Raw genomic sequence first — 22444 nt, 5'->3', positions numbered from 1 at the left:
CCCTCATGATATCTCCTCAAACCTCCGCCGGCAGCCTCATCCGTGAATGGCGCACGCGACGCCGGATGAGCCAGCTCGACCTCGCCACGGAAGCCGATATCTCGCAGCGGCATCTGAGCTTCGTCGAGAGCGGGCGGGCCGCGCCGTCGCGCGACATGGTGCTACACCTGGCCGAGCAGCTTTCGATCCCGCTTCGCCAGCGCAACCAGCTCTTGCTGGCGGCGGGCTTTGCGCCGAGCTTCAGCGAAAGGCCGCTGACCGACATTTCGCTGGCACCGGCCATGGCGGCGGTCGAGACGGTGCTTCGAGGGCACGAGCCGTTCCCGGCGCTCGCGGTGGACCGGCACTGGAACCTCGTTTCGGCAAACACTGCCATTGGGCCGTTCCTGGCCGACGTTTCCGAGCCCTCGCTGCTCAAGCCGCCAGTCAACGTGCTGCGGCTCAGCCTGCACCCTGGAGGTGTCGCGCCGCGCATCGTCAATCTCGCGGAGTGGCGGGCGCACCTGCTGGAACGCCTGAAGCACCAGAACGACGCGTCAGGCGATCCGGTGCTGATCGAACTGGAGCGTGAGTTGCGCGGTTATCCCTCCGGCCCGAAGAGTAGGCGGCCGGCGCGGGTCGAGCCGAGCGGCATCGTGCATCCGCTGCGGCTTGCCCATGGGGATCAGGTGCTGTCGTTCATCAGCACCATCACCGTGTTCGGCACGCCGCTGGACGTGACGCTGTCGGAGCTGGCGATCGAGTCCTTCTTTCCGGCCGACGAGCAGACGCGGACGGCGCTGGTAAGATTGGCGAAAGAGCGGGCCTAACGGTGCTGATCACCCCTGCGGCGGGGCGGCCTTGCGCGTGCGGGTGCGTTCCAGGCCGAGTTGACGTTCGCGCCAGATGATGAAGATGCCGGCGGCAACGACGATCAGACCGCCGGTCAGCGTGTTCAGCGTGGCGACATCGCCGAAGACGAGATAGCCGACCAAGACGCCGAGGATCATCGAGGTGTATTCGAACGGCGCCACCACCGATGCCTCCGCATGGCGGTAAGCCGAGGTCATCAGGATCTGGCCAAGGCCGCCGCAGAAGCCGGCGGCGACAAGAAGGACCGCCTGCCCCGGCGTCAGCGCCTGCCACCCAAACGGCAGCGACAGCAGCGCCATGACGCTCGCGGTGACCGAAAACCAAAGCACGATCGTGGCGGTGCGCTCGCTTTGCACGAGATTGCGCACGAGCAGCATGGCGACGGCCGAAATCGCCGCCGCTATCAATGCGGCGATGACGCCGAGCACCTCCTGGTCATCGAGCGCCTCGCCGGAACTCAGGAGCGTCAGCTCCGGCCAGGAGATGATCAGCACACCGACGAGGCCGACGGCGACCGCGCTCCAGCGATAGACACGAATGGCTTCGCCGAGGAAAATCGAGCTGAACACCACCACCAACAGTGGCTGGGCGTAATTCAGCGTGATTGCTTCTGGCAGCGGCAACCGCGTCAGCGCGAAGAAGCCGAGCCCCATGGCGCAGACGCCGACGACGCCGCGCGCGATGTGGTTGAACGGACGGCTTGTACTGAAAGCCGTGCCGAGATTTCCCTTGAAAGCCAGAAAGGCAATGATCGGAAAGATAGCGAAGAAGGAGCGGAAGAAGACGATCTGTCCCGCCGGCACAGTGCCCGCCGCCTTGATGCAGGTCGACATGCCGACGAAGACCGCCACCGAGACGATCTTCAGCATAATGCCGGTGAGCGTGTTGTGCCCTACGGTATTGTCACTGTTGTCGCGGCCTGCTGTCACGCTCCCGCCGCTTCCCGCGTGGTTGCCCAGGTGCGCGCCGGCGTTGCCGGTCTCTCGATATGCCTGACGTCGTAGACGGCGGCCATGACTGCCTCGCGATGCTGGAAAGGAAGGTCTGAATAGACCTTGTCGCAGTTTTGTCGAGCCGCCGGTTCGTGTAAAGAGCGCGGACTTCAAAATTTTGGACGGGCAGGACAGGCCCGGAAAGACAGGAACCAAGGAATGCGCACCGACACTGGCCAGGTCTTCAAACTCGAAGACTATCGCCCCAGCGACTATCTCATTCCGGAAACGAACCTTGAATTCCGTCTTTCGCCAGGCGCGACGATCGTCACGGCAATTTTGACCGTCGAGCGCCGGGATGGCGTCGCGGCCTCTACGCCGCTTGTGCTGGATGGCGACGGGCTGACGCTCAGGCGCGTCGAGATCGACGGCAGGAAAGCCAAGCCGACGGATTTTGCCGTGACGCCCGACCGACTGACCATCCTCAGGCCCCCGGCGGCGCGTCGCTTTCGGCTGTCGATCGAGACCGAGCTGGCGCCGTCGGGCAATGAAGCGCTGATGGGCCTCTACCGCTCAAGCAACGTCTATTGCACGCAATGCGAAGCAGAGGGCTTCCGCCGCATCACCTATTTCCTCGACCGCCCCGACATCCTTTCCGTCTACACCGTGCGGATCGAAGCCCGCCGCGACGAGGCGCCGCTGCTTCTGTCCAACGGAAACCGGGTCGACAAGGGCGATCTCGGCGATGGCTGGCACTATGCCATTTGGCACGATCCCTTCCCCAAGCCATCGTATCTGTTCGCGCTGGTCGCCGGCAATCTCGGCCGGGTCGCCGACAGTTTCGTCACCATGTCCGGCCGCACGGTCGAGCTCGGCATCTATGTCGAGCCCGGCAAGGAGAAGCTCGCCGGCTACGCCATGGATGCCTTGAAGCGATCGATGCAATGGGACGAGGAGGCATTCGGCCGCGAATACGACCTCGATGTCTTCAACATCGTCGCCGTGTCCGACTTCAACATGGGGGCGATGGAGAACAAAGGCCTCAACGTCTTCAACGACAAATATGTGCTGGCCGACCGGGAGACCGCGACGGACGCCGATTTCGCCAATATCGAGGCGATCATCGCGCATGAGTATTTCCACAATTGGACAGGCAACAGAATCACTTGCCGCGACTGGTTCCAACTTTGCCTGAAGGAAGGGCTGACCGTTTATCGCGACCACGAATTCTCCGCCGACCAACGTTCGCGTGCGGTCAAGCGCATCGCCGAGGTACGCACGCTGCGCGCGCATCAATTCCCCGAGGACCAGGGGCCGCTGGCGCATCCGGTCAGGCCGCGCCGCTATCGCGAGATCAATAATTTCTACACGGCGACCGTCTACGAAAAAGGCTCGGAGGTGGTGCGCATGATCCGTACCATCCTCGGGCCTGATAGCTTTCGCGCCGGCATGGACCTCTATTTCGAGCGGCACGACGGCACGGCGGCGACGATCGAGGATTTCCTGACAGTGTTCGAGGAGGTGTCCGGCCGCGACTTGTCGCAATTCGCGCTCTGGTACCATCAGGCCGGCACCCCTAACCTGGCGGTGAGCTCGACCTATAACCGGGCGGAGCGGGAATTCACTCTGGAAATCGAGCAATCGGTGCCGCCGACCCCGTCGGAAAGCCGCAAACGACTGATGCACATACCGCTCGCCTTCGGTCTGATTGGCGCCGGCGGCGAGCCGGTCGCCTATGACGCGGTCGACGGCGCCAGCGTCGAGGACGGCATCATCCACATCCGCAAGCGCCGGCATGTGGTGCGCTTCTCAGGCGTCGCCGAGCGTCCGGCGGTTTCGCTGAACCGTGGCTTCTCGGCGCCGATAACGCTTGCCGTCGAGCAGAAGACCGATGACCAATTCTTCCTTGCCGGCCACGACAGCGACAGCTTCTCGCGCTGGCAGACCTTCAACACGCTGCTTACGGATGCATTGATCTTGGCCTTCCGCCAGATTCTCGACGGCGCCGAGCCTGGCTTCACCGCGCGGCTGACCGAGCTTGCCGGCAGGATCGCGAGCGACGAGACGCTGGAGCCGGCCTACCGGGCGCTGGCGCTTTCGCTTCCGGGCGAGACCGACATAGCGCGCGACATCGGCAAAAACATCGAACCCAACGCCATCTTCGCTGCGCGCGAGGCGCTGGCGCTGGCAATCGCCAGGGCTAACCGCGACGCGTTCGCCGGCCTCTACGAGCGGCTTGCCGACGCCGGCCCGTTCAGCCCGGACGCAGCTTCCGCCGGACGGCGGGCGCTGCGCAACGTCATGCTCGATTATCTCTCGCTGCTGTCAGATGGCGCCGGGCTTGCGGCGGAGCACTTCCGGTCGGCCACCAATATGACTGACCGCGCCGCGGCACTGACCGTGCTCGCGCACCGCCACCATGGTTCGCCGGAGGCAAACAAGGCACTGGCGGCTTTCGAAGATACATATGCGTCCGACCCGCTTGTGATGGACAAATGGTTCCAGATTCAGGCCAGCGTACCCGGTCCGCAGGCGGTGGAGACGGTTCGCGCCCTGACCACGCATCCGGCCTTCTCGATGGCCAATCCGAACCGGGTGCGCTCGTTGATCGGCACATTCTCCAGTGCCAACCAGACCGGCTTCCACCGCGCCGACGGCGAAGGCTACCTATTCTTCACGCAGACCGTGCTCGAGGTCGAAAAACGCAATCCGCAAGTGGCGGCAAGATTGGCAACGGCGCTCCGGTCGTGGCGTTCGCTCGAACCTGGCCGGCAGGCCAAGGCCAGGGAAGCGCTGCTTTCGATCGCCAATGCCGAAAACCTGTCGGCGGATTTAAGCGATATTGTCGAGCGTACGCTGGCGTGAGCCAGACCCAAGCGGCCACCATGGTGCTCGGCGGCAATGCCAAGGCAACGCCACCGGCCCGTCAGGCTGTGCTTCTGCTGCTCGAACGGAATCCCGCCTCCCTACGCGGGTATCAACATGGCGATGCGATGCACGCCGACCTCGGCGCTCGTATTCGTCGCCTCGTCGGTCTTGCCCTTGGCGCAAGTGTATATGTCGCCTTCCTTGAGCTTGAACTCCTTGTCGGCCTTCTTGATCGTGAATTCGCCCGCAGTGATGGTGCATACCATGTCGTTGTCCATCACCATCGCCGGCGCATGTGTGCCGGGCTGAAACACGACATCGACGATTGAGATGCTTTTGTAGGCAGGAATGTCTGAGTTTCCCGTGCCTACCTCCACCACTCTGATGCCGGGCGCAATCTCCTTGCCCTCCTTCGGGCCGTATGTCCTCGTTTTTACCGACGCCGCCACGGCGAACAAAGGCGTTACCGCTGCCGCTGACACGCCGAGAGCAATTGCAGATCTGCGATTCATGCTTTCCTCCCAATGTGCAATCCCGCACGGAATATGCGTGATTTCTAATATTATTCCCTTTCCACGGTAATCACCATCGCATGCCTCTGCTCGGTTGGCGGAAAAGCCGCTATTTTAGTCGATTTTTGATCTTTTTTCGCCGGACCACTGGACAAGGCGAATCACCTTTGATTCTTTAATGGCGATTCGGAAGTGCGGCGTTTGCCGGATCATCAGACAGCATAGGCAAATCGGGGAGTGCCATTTATGGCGAAGGCGGACGCGTGGGGCGCGCCCGGAGGGATAGCTTTTGCGCGTCGCGAGACGCCGCGAAGCGACGGCCTTGCCGGGAATGCGCGACTCATCGCCGAACCGGCCTACAAGCGGCTTCTGGCCGCCGAGCCATTGCTGCGCCGATCGATACCGGCTCTCATCGTCATCTTCCTGATCGCGATCGCGGCGCTGCGCGTCCTGTCGCTGATGAACGAACGCGACGATATCGAGCGCAACGCCAAGGCGATCCTGATGCTGGCGTCCGGTCAACTGGCGAGTTCGCTGGCCACCACGTCCGACACCGCGCCGGGCGCCATCCAGGACCTGTTGGAAACGACCAGCCGCCAGGGCGCGATGAGCCGCGGCCACGTTCTTGTCATCACCGACAGCGCCTTCAAGATCACCGCGGTGACGCCGCGCTCGATGTCCTGGCAAGGCCGTTCGCTGGATAGCCTCGCCCAGGGCGGCCAGCCTCTGTTCATGTTCGGCGACCGCGCCGGAGTGATGGAGGTCGATATTGGCGGGCAGGACTGGTATGCAGCGGTCAGCCTGACGAACGGTCGCAAAGGCGCGGCAGCGGCGCTGGTGCCGCAGGACGCGGTTTTCGACGCTTGGCGCAAGACAGTCTCGCTGAATGTGACGCTGTTCGTACTGACGGCCGGCGTGCTGATCATCATCCTCTATGCCTATTTCGGCCAGGCGGCGCGCGCGCAGGCGGCCGACCGCATCTATCTCGAAGCGCATCAACGCATCGACATGGCGCTGGTACGCGGCCGCTGCGGCTTGTGGGACTGGGACATGGTGCGCGGCAAGATGTATTGGTCGCGCTCGATGTACGACATGCTGGGCTACGAGCCATGCGACACGATGCTGTCCTTCGGCGAGGTCGACGAGATCATCCATCCCGATGATGGCGACTTGTTCCAGCTCGCCAACAAGATCGTCGCGCGCGAGATCGATCATATCGATCAGGTGTTCCGGATGCGGCATGCCGACGGGCAGTGGGTATGGATGCGCGCAAGGGCGCAGGTCATGGATCCGGAAGCACCCGAAATCCAGTTGATCGGCATCGCCGTCGACGTCACCGAGCAGCGTCACCTGGCGCTTCGTTCCGAGGCAGCCGATTTGCGCCTGAGGACGGCGATCGAGAACATCAACGAGTCCTTCGTGCTGTGGGATGCCGCCGAGCGGCTGATCATGTGCAATTCCAAATACCAGAAGGACAATGGCCTTTCGGACCGTGACGTGATGCCAGGCGCCGTGCGCGCCACGCTGGAAGAGCGCATGCTCGCTTTCGCTTCCGATCGGCGGCTTGCCAACAGCAATGGACCGCAGGGCGGCGCGACGTTCGAACGGCAGCTGGCCGACGGCCGCTGGTTGCAGGTCAACGAACTCAGAACCCGCGACGGCGGCATTGTCTCGGTCGGATCCGACATCACCCAGATCAAGCTGCATCAAGAAAAGCTGGTCGACAGCGAGCGCCGGCTGATGGCGACCATACACGATCTCAGCCTCGCCCGCCGGGCCGAAGAGGAGCGCGCGCGCGAACTGGTCGAGCTCAACCGCAAATACATGAAGGAAACCGAGCGCGCCGAAGCGGCGAACCGGGCCAAGTCCGAATTCCTGGCCAACATGTCGCATGAACTGCGCACGCCCTTGAACGCCATCATCGGCTTCTCCGAGCTGATGGAACAGGGGCTGTTCGGCCCGCTGGGATCGGAGCGCTACGAGGAATACGCCACCGACATCAACAGCAGTGGCAAATATCTCCTGGGCGTCATCAACGACATTCTCGACATGTCGAAAATCGAGGCCGGCCAATTCTCGCTCGACCGCGAAGAGATCGATCTCGGCCCGCTGATCAGCGAGACGGTCAGGGTCGTCTCGCTGCAGGCCGCACAGAAGGCGATCACCGTGGAGACCCGCATCGCCGACGCGCTGACGCTGTTTGCCGACCGCCGAGCGATCAAGCAGATCGTCATAAACCTTTTGTCCAACGCAGTGAAATTCACCGGCCAAGGCGGCCACATATCGGTCAGGGCCCGCAATACCTCAGGGGCGCTGGTGCTGACGATCGAGGATAATGGCTGCGGCATCCCGAAGGAGGCGCTCGGCAAGCTCGGACGGCCCTTCGAACAGGTGCAGAACCAGTTCTCCAAGAGCCATGCCGGGTCCGGCCTCGGCCTCGCCATCTCGCGCTCTTTGGCCGAACTGCAAGGCGGTGCCCTGAAAATCCGCTCAACCGAAGGTGTCGGCACGATCGTGTCGGTGCGCATTCCGGTGAAGAAGGCGACGCCCGTGGTCAAGGTCGCAGCTTGAGCAACGGGCTCCGGCGATGTCGCCGAAGCCCGTGCCGGAAGGCGTTATTGCATGCTGCCGTCGTCGCCTTCGTCATCCCACTGACGGTGCAGGCCAAAGCGGCCGCCCTTTGGCAGTTCGCCCTTCTTGATCTTTCCGTCGTTGTTCTTGTCGAGCAGGGCAAAGAGCTTCTTGTCGCGACTGGCGATGTCGTCCGTCGTCAGCGTACCGTCGCCCTTGTTGTCGTAACGCGCGATGATGCGCCTGGCCATGTGCTCGAAGCGGGCCTTTTCCAGCGCTGCGGCGAGCTGCTCCACCGTGAGCTTGCCACCATTGTCGGCGACCAGCTTCTTCAACCGCGAATCCATGACGCTTGAGAACTGGTCGAAGCTGATGGTGCCGTCATTGTCCTTCATCGCCTTGTTGAGGCGCATCATCGTGCGCTCACGCATGTTTGCGCTGTCGATGTTCTCGGCATAGGCCGCAGTGCCGACGGCTCCTGCCAACGCGATGAAGGCGAACGCGAGCTTGGTTGTCTTTCTCATGGTCTTCTCCTGTTGCATCGTCACCCCCGATGCGATCCGCACGGCCGTTGATCACGGCCGCCCGGCACGAAGCAGAAGGTTGAAATCCTTCCTGACCTTCCGCGACGTCTCCTTGAGATGTGCTTCCAGCACACCGAAATCCGGCAAGTCGGTGACCGCCAGAAGCAGATCCGAAAGCCCCGGCGGCACATCGTCCCGCTCGAACTGGCCGGTGAGGCAAAGCCTGATCATCTGGGTCAGCGCCAGATAGAGGCGGTAGGCCTCGCCAAGCTCCTCCCTGACATCGGCGGCTGCGAATTGTGGCGCAAGGCGCGACAATACCTCCGCGGTTGCCGTGACCCTGCGGCCGGACTCGACATTGCCCGTGACGACGGCCACCTGGGCGATGAATTCGAGATCGATCAGGCCGCCGGCAATGAGTTTGATGTCCCAGAGGTCGCGCGGCGGCTTTTCCTTTTCGATCATGGCGCGCATGTCGGACGCTTCCGCTTTCACCTTTGCTGCGTCGCGCAATTGCCCGAGCACCGCCGCAACGTCGGCTTCGACCTCGGCACAGAGCCTGGCATCTCCGGCAATGGCGCGCGCCCGCGACAGCGCCATGTGCTCCCAGGTCCAGGCCTCCTGGCGCTGGTATTTCTTGAAGGCGTCGACGTGGGTGGCCACCGGCCCCTTGTTGCCGGACGGCCGCAGCCGCAGGTCGAGTTCATAGAGCACGCCTTCCGCGGTCGGCGCGGAAACGGCCGAGATGAGGCGCTGCGTCATCCTGGTGTAGTAATGCGAGGGCGCCAGCGGTTTTTCACCGTCGGATTCCTCGGCGTCCGCATCGTGATCGTAGAGCAGGATGAGGTCGACATCCGACCCCGCCGTCAATTCACGGCTGCCGAGCTTACCCATGCCGAGCAGCGAAACCACGCCGCCGGCGATTGTGCCATGGCGCGCCTCGAATTCGGCCATAACCGCGCGCAACGCGGCCTCAATGGTGAGGTCGGCCAGGTCAGAAAAGGCGCGGCCTGCGCGGGCCGGATCGATCGAGCCGGCGAGCAGCCGCACGCCGATCAGGAATTTCTGCTCGGAGGCAAAGATGCGCAAACGATCGAGAACGTCCTCATAGGCGCGGTCGCCTTCGAGGAAAGCGGTAAGCCGTGCCGATAGATAGCCACGATCCGGCAATTCGGTGAGAAGAGCGGGATCGAGCAGGCCATCGAACACATGTGGCCGGCGCGTGATGATCGCGGCCAGTCGTGGCGCGGCGCCCATGATCGTCGCCATAAGCTTCAGCAGCGCCGGATTGGACTGGAGCAGCGAGAAGAGCTGGATGCCTGCAGGCAGGCCGGCGAGGAACTCGTCGAAACGGATCAACGCCTCATCGGCCCGACGCGTCTGGCCGAAAGCCTTGAGCAGCGCCGGCGTCAGTTCCGTCAGCCGTTCGCGCGCCTCAGCCGACTGGGTGACGCGGTAGCGACCGAAATGCCAGCCACGGATCACGCGGCAGATGTCGCTCGTTCGCTGGAAGCCGAGACCGTGCAACGTCTGCAGCGTATCGGGGTCGTCGACGTCGCCGGTGAAGACCAGATTGCCGATGCCTGCCGAAAGCTCCGGCGCGGTTTCGAACAGCGCCGCGTAGTGACGTTCGACCTGCTGCAGCGAGGCGCGGAAGCCCAGGGAAAAAGCAGCCGCATCGGCAAAGCCCAGCATGCGCGCGATTCGCTCCAGCCCTTCATCATCCTCCGGCAGGGTGTGCGTCTGCTCGTCGGCCACCATCTGGATGGCATGCTCGACCCGGCGCAGGAACCAATATTGCCGGGCCAGTGCGTCGCGTGCCTCGGAGGTGATCCAGCCGCGCGCGGCCAGCTGGCCGAGCATCGGCACGGTCTCGCGGCCTCGCAGTTCCGGGAAGCGGCCGCCGGCGATGAGCTGCTGCGTCTGGACGAAGAACTCGATCTCGCGGATGCCGCCGCGCCCGAGCTTGACGTTGTGGCCCTTGACCGCGATTTCGCCATGCCCCTTGTGGGCGTGGATCTGGCGTTTGATCGAGTGGACGTCGGCGATCGCGGCATAGTCCATGTATTTGCGCCAGATGTAAGGTTGGAGCTCCTTGAGGAAAGCGGTGCCGGCGTCCAGATCGCCGGCCACAGGACGCGCCTTGATCATGGCAGCGCGCTCCCAGTTCTGGCCGCGCGCCTCGTAGTAGCGCAGCGCCGCCTCGACCGGGATCGCCAGCGGGGTCGAACCGGGATCGGGACGCAGCCTGAGGTCGGTGCGGAAGACATAACCATGTTCGGTGCGGTCCTGCAGGATGCGCACCAGACGGCGCGTCAGCCGCGAAAACAGCTCCGTCGCATCGAGCGGATCGACGACGGCCGACGCTTCCGGGTCGAAGAAGACCACGAGGTCGATATCGGAGGAAAAATTGAGCTCATGCGCGCCAAGCTTGCCCATGCCGAGCAGGATCCAGCCCGACCGGTTCGAGGGATTGGCGGGATCCGGCAACTTCAGCTTGCCCTGGCCATGCGCGTCGCGCAGCAGAAAATCGACGGCGGCGCGCGTGCACGCATCGGCAAGGTCGCTCAACCGCCGCACCGTAAGCGAGGTCTCGGCCTCGGCGGCCAGATCGGCCAGCGCGATCAGGAAATGCGCATCGGCCTTCCATTGCCGCAGGTCCATCATCAATCTGGATTCGGAGATCGTCTCGGAGAACGATGCCCGGTCGATCGCCACGATAATCGCCTTCAGCCGGGCCTCGACCGGCTGGTCGAAAAGCCCATCCAATATCTGCGGCCGGCGACGCGCCATGTCACGCAGGAACGGCGACAGGTCGAAGACAGCGGCCAGGAAGTCCTGCGCCTCACCCGTTCCAGCCAGGAATTTCGCCAGCCGTGTCAATCCTTCTTCGCGTGCCAAGGTGGCGATCTCGGCCAGCTCCTGCCGGGCCCGGCTGTCGTCCAGAGGAGCAAGCCTTGCCGCCGGCTTCAACAGCCAGTCCCTCGCCATCCGCTTTGCAGCCGCCGTCATCAATGATCCTCCCGCGCGGGAAAACTCATGACCACGGATAATCCGGGATTACCAGGCAACAGATCAAGCCGGCCATAGTGGAATGTCATGACCGCCTTTGCGAGGCTGAGGCCAAGCCCGGAACCTGGCTGGGAACGGCTCTTCTCGAGCCGCACGAACCGTTCGGTCGCCCGGGCGCGATCGGCATCGTCCGGAATGCCCTGGCCGTTGTCGGCGACGACAAGCCTGATTTCGCCATGCGTGCGTTCGAGCGTCACGCGGACAGCCGGCTTGGAGGTGGAATCGGTCGAGTACTTGATCGCATTGTCGACGATGTTGGACAGCGCCTGACCGATCAGCTCGCGGTTGCCGTCGACAAGGAATGCGCCATCGACCGCGGCTTCGAGCGAAACGCCAGCCTCTTCCGCCACCGGCTCGTAGAGTTCGACCACATCGCGCACGGCTGCGGCCAGATCGACGCGACTGGTGTTTTCGGAGGAATAACCCGCCTCCAGCCGGGAGATCATCAGGATGGCGTTGAAGGTCTTTATGAGCTGGTCGGACTCGGCGATGGTGCCTTCCAGCGCCTGGCGGTAGTCCGATGTCTTGTGCTTGCCCGAAAGCGTCGCCTCGGCGCGGTTGCGCAGCCGGGTCAGCGGCGTCTTCAGATCATGCGCGATGTTGTCGGAAACCTGCTTCAGTCCCTCGTTGAGCATGGCGATCCTGGCCAGCATGGCGTTGAGGTTCTCGGAAAGCCGGTCGAATTCGTCACCGGCGCCGGTCACCGGCAGCCGGCCCGAAAGATCGCCGCCCATGATGCGGCGGCTGGCTTCCGAAACGCCATCGATGCGCTTCAGCGCGGCGCGGCCGACGAAGAACCAGATCAACAGCCCGCCCAGCCCCATCATGCCGAGCGCCAGCATCAGGGAGCGGCGGATGACGGCGCGGAACCGCTCAGGTTCGCCCAGATCGCGGCCGACCAGCATGATCATCTGGTTCGGCAGGCGCAGCACCAGGGCGATCGCATTGTGGCCCTTCTCGCCTTCGGATCGGACCGCCGTATCGCCGGCTTGGGGCGTGGTCTGATCGGAAGGTGTGCTGCGCTGCCGGTCGAGCTCGCCTTCGCCGAAACGACGGTAGGAGAACGGCTCGGTCGTCCAGCCTTCGGTTTCGATCACCCCCGGCTCCAGGCTCTGCACGTTGCCGGTCAGGATCTGGCCGTTGGCGTCGGCGATCAAATAGAGATTGGCGCCGGGCTGGCGCGAGCGCTGCTCCACCACGCGCACCAGGACCGGCAGGCCGCCGCGCTGGTAGGCGCGGGCAAGGCCGAGCACCTCGTCGTTGATGGTCTCCTGCGTCTGCGCGGTCAGCATGCGCGCCGAAAGCGAGGTCATGTAGAGGACAAGCAGCACGGCGCAGAGTGCGAAGAGCAGGAGATAGAGCGCCGAGAGCCGCGCAGCCGTCGTCTTCATGATGGCAGGCACGGAAAGGGCCATGCCGCCGCCTAACCGGCCCTAAGCATGTAGCCGGCGCCGCGAATCGTATGCAGGATAGGCTTGTCGAAGCCTTTTTCGATCTTGCCGCGCAGTCGCGAGACATGGACGTCGATGACGTTGGTCTGCGGATCGAAATGATAATCCCAGACATTTTCGAGCAGCATGGTGCGCGTCACCACCTGACCGGCATGGCGCATCAGATATTCAAGCAGGCGGAACTCGCGTGGCTGCAGCGTGATCTCGCGTCCGGCGCGCCTGACCGAATGCGAAAGCCGGTCAAGTTCGAGATCGCCGACGCGGTAGACGGTTTCGGCTTCCTTGGCGCTGGCCCGGCGGTTCAGCACCTCGACGCGGGCGAGCAGCTCGGAAAAGGCATAGGGCTTGGTCAGATAATCGTCGCCGCCGGCGCGTAGGCCGGTGACCCGATCGTCGACCTCGCCCAGCGCCGACAGGATCAGCACCGGCGTGGCGTTCCCCCTGGAGCGCAGGCCGGCGATGACCGAAAGGCCGTCCCGGCGCGGCATCATCCGGTCGATGACCATCACGTCGTAGTCGCCGGCATCGGCGAGCGCGAAGCCGGTCTCGCCGTCACCCGCGACATGCGCGGTGTGCCCGGCCTCGGTAAAGGCTTTCTGCAGATAATCCGCAGCCTCGCGATCGTCTTCTATGACGAGAATCTTCATAGGACCGTTATACGCGATTTCGCTGGAAGATTGAGTAGCCGGCATCTGCATTTTAGCCTTCGCCAAAGCGCATCGCGATCAAGATGATCCAGGCCGCGCGCGATAAAGTCTTGGTTCTCTGGTGTTACCCAGACATGCTGCCGGCATGCCGTTGCCACCAAAGCGCTCCGCTTGTTCACTCAGCCTGAGCGCATGGTCCGCGGGCGGAGTGCGGCAGCGGGCGATGGGAAGCCCGCTGCCGCCGGAGGGGAGCACGATGACTGACTAACGTGCTCGGCTCCATACTTCCCGTGCGGCGGCTCGGGGGTGTTTGAAACCACCGCACTGGAAAAGTCGTTGTCAGCCCTTGGCGACGGGCAGCGCCACGAAGCGGTTGTTGTCGTCGCGGGTAATCTGCATCAGGACGGCCTTGCGCCCGGATTTCACCGCTTCGTCCATGGCCTTGGTGACGTCGTCGGTGCCGTTGACTTCCATCGAATTGACCGCGGTGATGATGTCGCCCGGCTGGATGCCACGGTCGGCGGCATCGCTGTCGGGATCGACATCGGTCACCACCAAACCCTTGCCGTTCTCGGATTTGGTGACGGTCAGACCGAGATCGGCGAGCGTATCGGCCTTGGCCGGAGCCGCAGGCTTATCGTCGGCCGAGGCCTGCTTGTCGCTTGAAGGCAGCTTGCCGAGCTCGACCTTGACGCTCTGGCTCTTGCCGTCGCGCCAGACCGTGACGTCAACCGACTTGCCCGGCGAATAGGCGCCAATCAGGCGGGCGAGTTCCTTCGGCGAAGCAACATCCTTGCCGTCGACCTGGGTGATCACGTCACCGGCGGTGATGCCGCTCTTCTTGCCGGGGCCGTCGTCCTGAGCGCTGGATACCAATGCGCCGTTGTTGGACTTCAGGCCGAGCGATTCGGCGATGTCTGATGTGACCGGCTGGATCTCGACGCCGAGCCAGCCGCGCTGCACGGCACCGCTCTTCATCAGATCCTCGACGACCTGCTTGGCGGTCGAGGCAGGAATGTCGAAGGCGATGCCGACGCTGCCGCCGGAAGGCGAGAAGATAGCGGTGTTGATGCCGACCACCTGACCGCTGAGGTTGAAGGTCGGGCCGCCAGAATTGCCGCGGTTGACCGAGGCGTCGATCTGGATGAAATCATCATAGGGACCGGCGCCGATGTCACGGCCCCGCGCCGAGACAATGCCGGCGGTGACGGTGCCGCCGAGACCGAAGGGGTTGCCGACGGCCACGACCCAATCGCCGACCCGAACCTTGGAGTCGTCGGCGAAGTCGACATAGGTAAATTTGCCGCCACCCTCGACCTTGAGCACCGCGAGGTCGGTGCGCGGGTCGGTACCGACCAGCTTGGCGTCGAGTTCCTTGCCGTCATTGGTCACCACGGTGAAGGCGGTGCCCTCTTCGACGACATGGTTGTTGGTGACGAGATAGCCATCCTCGGAGATGAAGAAGCCCGACCCTTGAGCCACCGGGCGCGGCTCGCCATTACCGCGGTCACGATGCCTGAACCGGCGGTGGCCATCGTCGTTCTGGCCGCCCTGATCGCCAAAGCCGCGGAATTCCTTGAAGAAGCGGCGCAGCTGCGGATTGTTGGGCAAATTGTCGAAACCGTCCTGGTCGTCGGAGCCGTCATCGGCGGTGGGCTGGACCTTGGCCTTGACCTTGACGCTGACAACGGCGGGCGAAACGCGCTCGACGACATCGGCGAAGCTGGGGACCTGCGGCGCCTCGACGCGCACGGCATCGGCCAGAACGGGGCTGGTTCCGCTGGTCAACGCGCCAACGCCGATCGCGCCGGCAACGGCGACGGAAGCGACGGCAGCCAGGAGACGCTTGCGGGTGCGGGAATATGAATTGGGGGCAATATTCATGGGGTCTCGTATCCTCTTTTCGAAGGGACGCGCCTTGTCGGCATCCTGAGGAAGAGAATTAGAGCGGCGTACATTACGACGCCATTTCCGACGCATGAAACTTTGGTAATGTTGGCGAACGATCGCCGCCTGCCCTCAATCGCGGCGCAGGATCGCCTCCAGTGCCGCCCGCTCGTCGGCGGAGAGGGATTTTGTCGCCAGTGTCCGGCGCGATCTCGCGCTGAGCACGACGAACAGGCCACCGGCCAAAAGCAGGATCACCGGCGTGCCCCAAAGCAGAGCGTTGCGCAGGTCGAAGCGCGGCTTCAGCAGCACGAACTCGCCGTAGCGCGAAACCACATAGTCCATCACCTGCTTGTCGGTATCGCCAGCGACCAGGCGCTGGCGCACCAGAACGCGCAGGTCACGGGCAAGGTCGGCATCGGATTCGTCGATCGACTGGTTCTGGCAGACCATGCAGCGCAGCCCTTCCGACAGCGCTCGCGCCCTCGCTTCCAGCGTCGGATCGGCAAGCATCTCGTCGGGCTTCACCGCCAGCGCCGTGCCGGCAAAGGACAGCGCCAGCACCATCACGAGCGACGCGATGGACAACTTCGCCTTCATGGCAGGCCCGCGGGGCTCATGGCGCCGGCCTGCTTGCGGCGGCGCGAGGGTGCGCCGACGCGCAGGCGCCTGTCCATCAGCGACATGGCCGCACCAACCATCATGACCAGGCCGCCGCCCCAGATCAGCGTCACCAGCGGTTTCCACCACAGGCGCACCACGACCGATCCGTCATTGCCCTCGTCGCCGAGCGAAATGTAAAGCTGCGAAAGGCCCATCGTCCTGATGCCTGATTCCGTCGTCGTCGTCTGGCGTACCGGATAGAAGCGCTTGGCCGAGCTGATTTCGCCAACCGGACTGCCGCCGACACCGATCAGTTGGAAGCGACCGCGATCCTCGCTGTAATTCGGTCCCTGCGCCGGATGGAGCCCGACGAAACGCAGAGTGTGGCCGGACAATTCGACGGTTTGCCCGGCATGCATCGACAGGATCTTCTCGGTGCCGAAGCAAAGCGTGCCGACGATGCCAAGCGTGGTCAAGCCAAGACCGAGGTGGGCAAGCGCTGTGCCGAAGACCGAGCGCGGCAGGCCGAGCAGGCGCCTGACCATGACCCTCGCAGCCACATTGCCGAACCCCGCCTTGACAGCGAGGTCGGTGAGAGCGCCGAGGATCAGCCAGACGGCAAGACCCACGCCAAGGGCTGCGAATACCGAAGCGCCGTCGATGAACAGGGCGGTTACCAGCGTTGCCAGAAGCGCCGCCGCGAAGGCCGCCATCAGGCGCTGCGCGACGGCGAAGACGTCGCCGCGCTTCCAGGCCAGCAGCGGCCCGAACGGAACCATGGCCAGCAACGGCACCATGAGCGGTCCGAAGGTGAGGTCGAAGAACGGCGCGCCGACCGAAATCTTGTCGGCCGAAAGGGCCTCGACCGCCAGCGGATAGAGCGTACCGACGAGTACGGTGGCGGTGGCCGTGGTCAGGAACAAATTGTTCAGCACCAGCGCGCCTTCGCGCGAAACCGGATGAAAGAGGCCGCCGGCCGTCAGCCTCGAGGCCCGCAGTGCAAACAGCGTCAATGATCCACCGATGAACAGCGTCAGTATGCACAGGATGAAGATGCCGCGCGTCGGATCGGTGGCGAAGGCATGCACCGAGGTCAGGACGCCCGAACGCACCAGGAAGGTGCCGAGCAACGACAGTGAAAAGGTCAGGATGGCGAGCAGCAGCGTCCAGATCTTCAGCGCCGAACGCTTTTCCATGACGATGGCCGAATGGAGCAGCGCGGTGCCCGCGAGCCAGGGCATGAAGGAGGCGTTCTCGACCGGATCCCAGAACCAGAAGCCGCCCCAGCCGAGCTCGTAATAAGCCCAGTACGAGCCCATGGCGATGCCGCCGGTCAGGAACATCCAGGCGACCAGGGTCCACGGCCGCACCCATCGCGCCCAGGACGCATCGATGCGTCCGTCGATGAGCGCGGCTACCGAGAAGGAGAAACAGATCGAGAAGCCGACATAGCCGAGATAGAGCAGTGGCGGGTGCACTGCGAGGCCGAGATCCTGCAGGATGGGATTGAGATCGCGCCCTTCGATGGGCGCCGGTGAAAGCCTGGCGAAGGGATTGGATGTTGCCAGTATAAACAGGAAGAATGTCGCGCCGATCGCACCCTGCACGGCAAGCACGTTGGCGCGTAGCGTCGCCGGCAGGTTGGAGCCGAAGGCGGCGACCAGCGCACCGAAGAAGGTCAGGATCAACACCCAGAGCAGCATCGAGCCTTCGTGATTGCCCCAGGTTCCAGTGATCTTATAGATCATCGGCTGCAGCGAATGGGAATTTTCCCAGACGCTGGCGACCGAGAAATCGGAGCTCGCATAGGCGCTGACCAGTGCGGCGAAGGACAGCGCCGTCAGGGCAAAGCCGGTGATCGCGACGGGAGCGCCGACCGCCATCAGGCGCTGATTGTTGGTGCGGGCGCCAAACAGCGGCACCACCGTCTGCACCAGCGCCAGCGCGAAGGCCAGGACCAGCGCGAAATGTCCGGTCTCAACCATGATCGCCAACCCGGCTATATCGAGCCTGCCTATTCACTCTTGCTCTCCTGCCAAACGCCCTTGGCCTTCAGCCCATCGGCCACTTCCTTGGGCATGTAGCGCTCGTCGTGCTTGGCCAGAACGCTGTCGGCCACAAAGACGCCATCCGGGCCGAACGTGCCCTCGGTGATGACCCCCTGCTCCTCGCGAAATAGGTCAGGCAGGATGCCTGTATAGGTGACCTTGACCGATTTATGGGTGTCGGTCACAGAAAACGCCACTGTCGCCCCCTGCCCGCGCTGGATCGTGCCTTTTTCCACCAGGCCGCCCAGCCTGATGCGCTGGCCCGGCTGCACCGTCGCCGTGGCCAGATCGGCGGGCATGTAGAAATAGGACGCCTTCTGGCCGAGCGCATAGAATGTCAGGCCGGTGGCGGCGCCGAGGAAGGCCAGGCCGCCCGCGATCACCGACAATCGTTTCTGTTTGCGTGTCATTGTCCGGTCCAGCCCTATTGCGTCGCCGTCAGGCCGAGCGAAGCGGCAAAAGCGGTGAATTTCCTGGCTTCGTCACTGTCGGCTCCAAAGACGGCAATAGCTCGGCTCAACGCCTCGCGCGCCTGGTCGGCCTTGCCCAGCACGATGTATGAACGAACGAGCCGCATCCATCCTTCCGGGTCGCGCGGATTCTGCCGCAGCTTCTCGTCGAGCCCGGCGACCATGGTGTTGATCATGGCTTCCCTGTCCTGCGGCGACATCGATGAAGCGGCATCGATATCGCCCGCGGTCGGTCCGTTTGCCGGCTCGCTCGAAGCGACGCCTGCATTGCCGGCGCCGGAACTATCGGACTTGGCCAGCGCCTGCTCGATCGCGCCGCGCCATGGCGAATCCTTCGGGAGCGTGCCCAGCATCGCCTGCCAGGCCGCGGCCGCCTCCTTGCTGCGACCCTCCTGGGCCAAGGCCATGGCAAGGTAGAAGCTGGCCTTGGCATTGGCCGGGTCAAGCTTCAGGGCCGCTTCGAAAGCCTCCTGGGCATCCGCCGAAACGATGCCGCCGGCGGCGCTGGCAATCGCCTCGCCGAGACCGGCCCGGCGAACGGCGCTGTCGCCGTCGAGGCGAATGGCGTTGCGATAGGCGGCGACCGCGTCGGAAAAGCGCTGCATGCGCAGATAGACCGGCGCCAGCACGTCCCATCCCCTGCCGTCGGACGGATTGGCGGCAAGATGGGCTTCGGCGCGAGCCACAAGTTCGTCGACCGAGCTGTCGGCCGGATTCTTGGCCAGGCGCTCGCTGAGCGGCTGCGAGGGCAGATCGGGCGAGCCTATGTTGATGTAGAGGCCCCAACTGACCAGCGGCACCGCCAGCACGGCCGCGGTGGCGACAAGCCGCGTCGCGACGCATGTACGTCCGACGGATGCGCTGCCGGCCTGGTCCGCATTGTCGAGGCGAAGGATGCGCCGGGCGATCTCGGCGCGCGCCTCATCGGCTTCGGCAGGCTTGATCAGGCCACGGGCGGCATCGCGGTCGAGTTCGGACAGTTGGTCGCGATAAACTTCCAGATCGTGCTCGCCGCTCGAAGACGCGCTCCTGGCGCCACCGGCCAGCGGCAGCAGCACCGCCAGGCTGGCGCCCAGCGTTAGGATTGCGGCTATGACCCAGAACAGCATGGTTCTTCCAATAACGGCAGAGCCTTGCCCTGCCAACACAAGCATACTGCGACGCTTTGACGGCGGGCGCGCCGCATATCCTTCATCGACATCAACCGGCCGGGTCCGAAATGGACCGGCTAGCCTGTCAGGTGAGCGGCGTCCAACTGCCATCGGCGTTGCGGCAAGCCGTTCCACGCGCCGTGACGCCTGCCCCGCCGGTAAAGACGGTCTGCGTGTACTGGCGGCAGTCCTGTGAGCCGACGCGGTAGGGCTGAGCCGGAACCACTTCGCCATAGCGGGACGCCTGGGTGCCCTTCCACGTCACCTTCTGGCCGCTCGTGGTGTATTCGAGCGCCTTGTATTCAGCCTCCAGCGCGCTGCGCTTCTCGGCTTCGCTAAGGCCGCTGCCGACCGACCCGCCGATGAGGCCGCCGCCCATCGCCGAAATGATCGTCGTGGCGACTTTGCCGCTGCTGGGTGGCGTGGAGGCCGGCGTCGCAGCGATGGTGGGAGCCTTGCCGCCCAAGGTGGTGCAGCCGGAAACGGCCATCAATGCGGAAACAAGTGCGACGCGAATCTTCATGCCAACAACCGGTTTTCTTGAGCTGGAGCCTGTCATGGATGCGCCGGGGGCCGCGTCATCGGAGAAGTCGGCGAGCCTATAATGTTGATATTTGTCGGAAATTTGGCCGTTGGGCCGGCTACGGAGCCAATCGGTGCGCCGCCATAACATGCCCAGTCCGTCAATGTCGATCGGCCGGGGAAAGGCATCACTGAAGGCTCCGCAATCGCACTACCGCCTTCAATCCGCCCATGCCGGACCGTTCGAGCAGCAGTATGCCTCCATACTCGTTGACGAGGTCGGCGACAATGGCCAAGCCGAGACCCGTGCCCGGCTTGGTCTCGTCCAGGCGTCGTCCGCGTTTCAACGCTTCGCGCGCTTTTTCCTCGGGTATGCCCGGCCCGTTGTCTTCGATGGCGATCTCGAACATGTTGTCGTCCTTGTCACCCACGGGAACGACGGAAACCGAAACCGCGCTCTTCGCCCATTTCATCGCGTTTTCGAGCAGATTGCCGAGCAACTCCTCGAGGTCCTCGCGCTCGCCAGCAAAGACGATCTCGATCGGCGGCAGCGACAACGACATGCTGGTCTGCGGATTGAGCTTCTGCAAGACCCTGACCATGCGCTGCACCAACGGCGTAATCGGCGTGCGGTAGACGACGCTGTCGCGCTGCGCCGCGACGCGGGCGCGCTGGAGATAGTGATCGACCTGCTTCTGCATGGAAGCGGCCTGCTCGGCGATAAGTTGCCCCTTGGCGCCACCAAGCGCCCGCCCCTCGTTGAGCAGCACCGCCAGCGGCGTCTTCAGGGAATGGGCGAGATTGCCGACCTGAGTCCGCGAGCGCTCGACGATACGCCGGTTGTTCTCGATCAAGGCATTGGTTTCGTTGGCAAGCGGTTCAATCTCGGCTGGAAACTGGCCGTCAAGTCTTTGCGCGGTGCCTTCGCGCACCATGGCGAGCGCGTTCCTGACCCTTCGCAGCGGTTGCAGGCCGAGCAGGATGGCGATGGCGTTGATGGCGATCATGCCGACGCCGAACAGGGAAAGGTAGGTCAGGAGGCGGCGCTGGAAGGTGGCGATCTCCTGTTCCAGTTCGGTCTTGTTGCCCATGACGCGAAAGCGGGCGGCGCGGTTCTTGGCATCGAGAACGAATTCGCTCTCGAACACGACCAACTCCTCGCCATCGATGCCTTGCGCCGCGTAGCTGCGCTGGAAATTGGCGTTGAAGGGAACGTCCGCCACATCGGGCGACGGGATCGTCCTGGTCATCGACGATGAGTGGAGATTGCCGTGCACCCCTTCCGAGGCGGGTTCGACGGACCAGTACCAGCCCGAATTCGGTTCCGAGAAGCGGAGGTCGCCGAGATCCGGAGCGCCGGTGAGCGCGCCGGTGTCGGAAATGCCGATGGAGCCGATCAGGTTGAACAGATGCGCAGAAAGCAGGCTGTCGAAACCGCGCTCGCTGGCCTGGCGGTAGAGCGTGGTAATGAGCGTGAAAATGACGATGAGGGTCAGGATCGCCCAGACCGTGGAAAAGGCGATGACGCGGAACGTCAGCGAGCGCGGCCACAAGCGCAGTGAGAGCCGCTTGCTCACGGTTGGGTTGGTAGGGAGCGGTTCCGCCTTACGCCTCCGGCTCACGCATGCGATAACCCATGCCGCGCACGGTTTCGATCATGTCGATGCCCATTTTCTTACGGAGCCGTCCGACAAACACCTCGATCGTGTTGGAATCGCGGTCGAAATCCTGGTCGTAGAGATGCTCTACCAGTTCGGTCCGCGAGACGACCTCGCCCATGTGATGCATCAGGTAGGCAAGCAGGCGGAACTCATGCGATGTCAGCTTCAACGGCACGCCGGCGACATCGGCCTTCGAGGCCTTGGTGTCGAGGCGCAGCGGCCCGCAGGTCAGTTCGGATGAGGCGTGGCCGGCGGCGCGGCGGATCAGCGCCCTGACCCGCGCCAGGACTTCCTCGATGTGGAACGGCTTGGTGACATAGTCGTCCGCGCCGGCGTCGATGCCGGAGACCTTGTCGCTCCAGCGGTCGCGGGCGGTCAGGATCAGCACCGGCATCTTGCGGCCGCCGCGCCGCCAGCGCTCGACCACGCTGATGCCGTCCATCTGCGGCAGGCCGATGTCGAGCACGACCGCGTCGTAGGGCTCGGTGTCACCGAGAAAATGGCCCTCCTCGCCGTCATATGCCCGGTCGACGACATAGCCGGCGTCGACCAGCGCATCCGATATCTGCCGGTTGAGATCCTTGTCATCCTCGACGACCAGTACGCGCATGCGAAGACCACTGCCTGTTGACCGATTGCTTCAGCTATAGGCCGATTCCGCCGGCCTGGGAAA

At 63.9% G+C, this 22444-nt stretch carries 17 protein-coding genes; 3 read left to right on the top strand and 14 right to left on the bottom strand.

What is annotated here, in order from left to right:
• Positions 1-5 precede the first annotated feature (5 nt).
• Positions 6-809, top strand: coding sequence for a helix-turn-helix transcriptional regulator (locus FJ942_RS02905; protein WP_140555832.1), 804 nt, complete (start codon positions 6-8; stop codon positions 807-809).
• A gap of 9 nt (positions 810-818) precedes the next feature.
• Here the strand turns inward: FJ942_RS02905 and FJ942_RS02900 are convergent, their stop codons facing one another.
• A complete protein-coding gene (locus FJ942_RS02900; RefSeq protein WP_224617863.1) occupies positions 819-1721 on the bottom strand; it encodes a DMT family transporter in 903 nt (300 codons plus the stop codon).
• A 282-nt stretch (positions 1722-2003) separates the two neighbouring features.
• On the opposite strand from FJ942_RS02900, the gene pepN reads away from it, so the two are divergent.
• On the top strand, positions 2004-4649 hold the full coding sequence (pepN, locus tag FJ942_RS02895) for an aminopeptidase N (protein ID WP_140897185.1): 2646 nt from the start codon (positions 2004-2006) through the stop codon (positions 4647-4649).
• Between the two features lie 101 nt (positions 4650-4750).
• Here pepN and FJ942_RS02890 read toward each other — a convergent pair whose 3' ends face one another.
• Complete coding sequence (locus FJ942_RS02890) at positions 4751-5164, bottom strand: hypothetical protein (RefSeq protein ID WP_140897184.1); 414 nt, start codon at positions 5162-5164, stop codon at positions 4751-4753.
• A gap of 246 nt (positions 5165-5410) precedes the next feature.
• Between FJ942_RS02890 and FJ942_RS02885 the strand changes: the two genes are divergently transcribed.
• A complete protein-coding gene (locus FJ942_RS02885; RefSeq protein ID WP_140897183.1) occupies positions 5411-7735 on the top strand; it encodes a PAS domain-containing sensor histidine kinase in 2325 nt (774 codons plus the stop codon).
• Between the two features lie 44 nt (positions 7736-7779).
• Here the strand turns inward: FJ942_RS02885 and FJ942_RS02880 are convergent, their stop codons facing one another.
• The 12 genes from FJ942_RS02880 to FJ942_RS02825 all read right to left on the bottom strand — a co-directional run bounded on the left by FJ942_RS02880 (position 7780) and on the right by FJ942_RS02825 (position 22381).
• Complete coding sequence (locus tag FJ942_RS02880) at positions 7780-8259, bottom strand: DUF4179 domain-containing protein (RefSeq protein WP_140520713.1); 480 nt, start codon at positions 8257-8259, stop codon at positions 7780-7782.
• 51 nt (positions 8260-8310) lie between these two features.
• Entirely contained in the window at positions 8311-11271 is a 2961-nt protein-coding gene (locus FJ942_RS02875) for a bifunctional [glutamine synthetase] adenylyltransferase/[glutamine synthetase]-adenylyl-L-tyrosine phosphorylase (RefSeq protein WP_140897182.1), read from the bottom strand.
• On the bottom strand, positions 11271-12746 hold the full coding sequence (locus tag FJ942_RS02870) for a HAMP domain-containing sensor histidine kinase (RefSeq protein WP_140897181.1): 1476 nt from the start codon (positions 12744-12746) through the stop codon (positions 11271-11273). Before FJ942_RS02870 ends, FJ942_RS02875 begins: the two co-directional genes overlap by 1 nt.
• 8 nt (positions 12747-12754) lie before the next feature.
• Positions 12755-13429 carry a response regulator transcription factor gene (locus FJ942_RS02865; RefSeq protein WP_181165141.1) on the bottom strand — a complete coding sequence of 225 codons (675 nt, stop codon included), beginning with the start codon at positions 13427-13429 and terminating at the stop codon, positions 12755-12757.
• A gap of 339 nt (positions 13430-13768) precedes the next feature.
• Positions 13769-15313: a Do family serine endopeptidase gene (locus tag FJ942_RS02860; protein WP_140897180.1), complete on the bottom strand. Its 1545-nt coding sequence runs from the start codon at positions 15311-15313 to the stop codon at positions 13769-13771.
• A gap of 135 nt (positions 15314-15448) precedes the next feature.
• A complete protein-coding gene (locus FJ942_RS02855; RefSeq protein ID WP_140494688.1) occupies positions 15449-15916 on the bottom strand; it encodes a cytochrome c-type biogenesis protein in 468 nt (155 codons plus the stop codon).
• Positions 15913-17904, bottom strand: coding sequence for a heme lyase CcmF/NrfE family subunit (locus FJ942_RS02850; protein ID WP_140897179.1), 1992 nt, complete (start codon positions 17902-17904; stop codon positions 15913-15915). Before FJ942_RS02850 ends, FJ942_RS02855 begins: the two co-directional genes overlap by 4 nt.
• Positions 17905-17933: 29 nt before the next feature.
• Positions 17934-18377 carry a cytochrome c maturation protein CcmE gene (ccmE, locus tag FJ942_RS02845; protein ID WP_140494692.1) on the bottom strand — a complete coding sequence of 148 codons (444 nt, stop codon included), beginning with the start codon at positions 18375-18377 and terminating at the stop codon, positions 17934-17936.
• Between the two features lie 14 nt (positions 18378-18391).
• Positions 18392-19546 (bottom strand): c-type cytochrome biogenesis protein CcmI, encoded by a 1155-nt coding sequence (ccmI, locus tag FJ942_RS02840; RefSeq protein ID WP_140895482.1) that lies wholly within the window; start codon positions 19544-19546, stop codon positions 18392-18394.
• Between the two features lie 127 nt (positions 19547-19673).
• Entirely contained in the window at positions 19674-20111 is a 438-nt protein-coding gene (locus tag FJ942_RS02835; protein ID WP_140520719.1) for a hypothetical protein, read from the bottom strand.
• Between the two features lie 187 nt (positions 20112-20298).
• The gene (locus tag FJ942_RS02830) at positions 20299-21687 is read right to left on the bottom strand and encodes an ATP-binding protein (RefSeq protein WP_281405523.1); all 1389 of its coding nucleotides are present in this window, start codon (positions 21685-21687) and stop codon (positions 20299-20301) included.
• A gap of 28 nt (positions 21688-21715) precedes the next feature.
• Positions 21716-22381 carry a response regulator transcription factor gene (locus tag FJ942_RS02825; RefSeq protein ID WP_140494700.1) on the bottom strand — a complete coding sequence of 222 codons (666 nt, stop codon included), beginning with the start codon at positions 22379-22381 and terminating at the stop codon, positions 21716-21718.
• Positions 22382-22444 lie beyond the last annotated feature (63 nt).

Source organism: Mesorhizobium sp. B2-4-2 (assembly GCF_006442845.1).
GTDB lineage: Bacteria > Pseudomonadota > Alphaproteobacteria > Rhizobiales > Rhizobiaceae > Mesorhizobium.
This window is presented reverse-complemented; position numbering and strand designations above follow the sequence as displayed.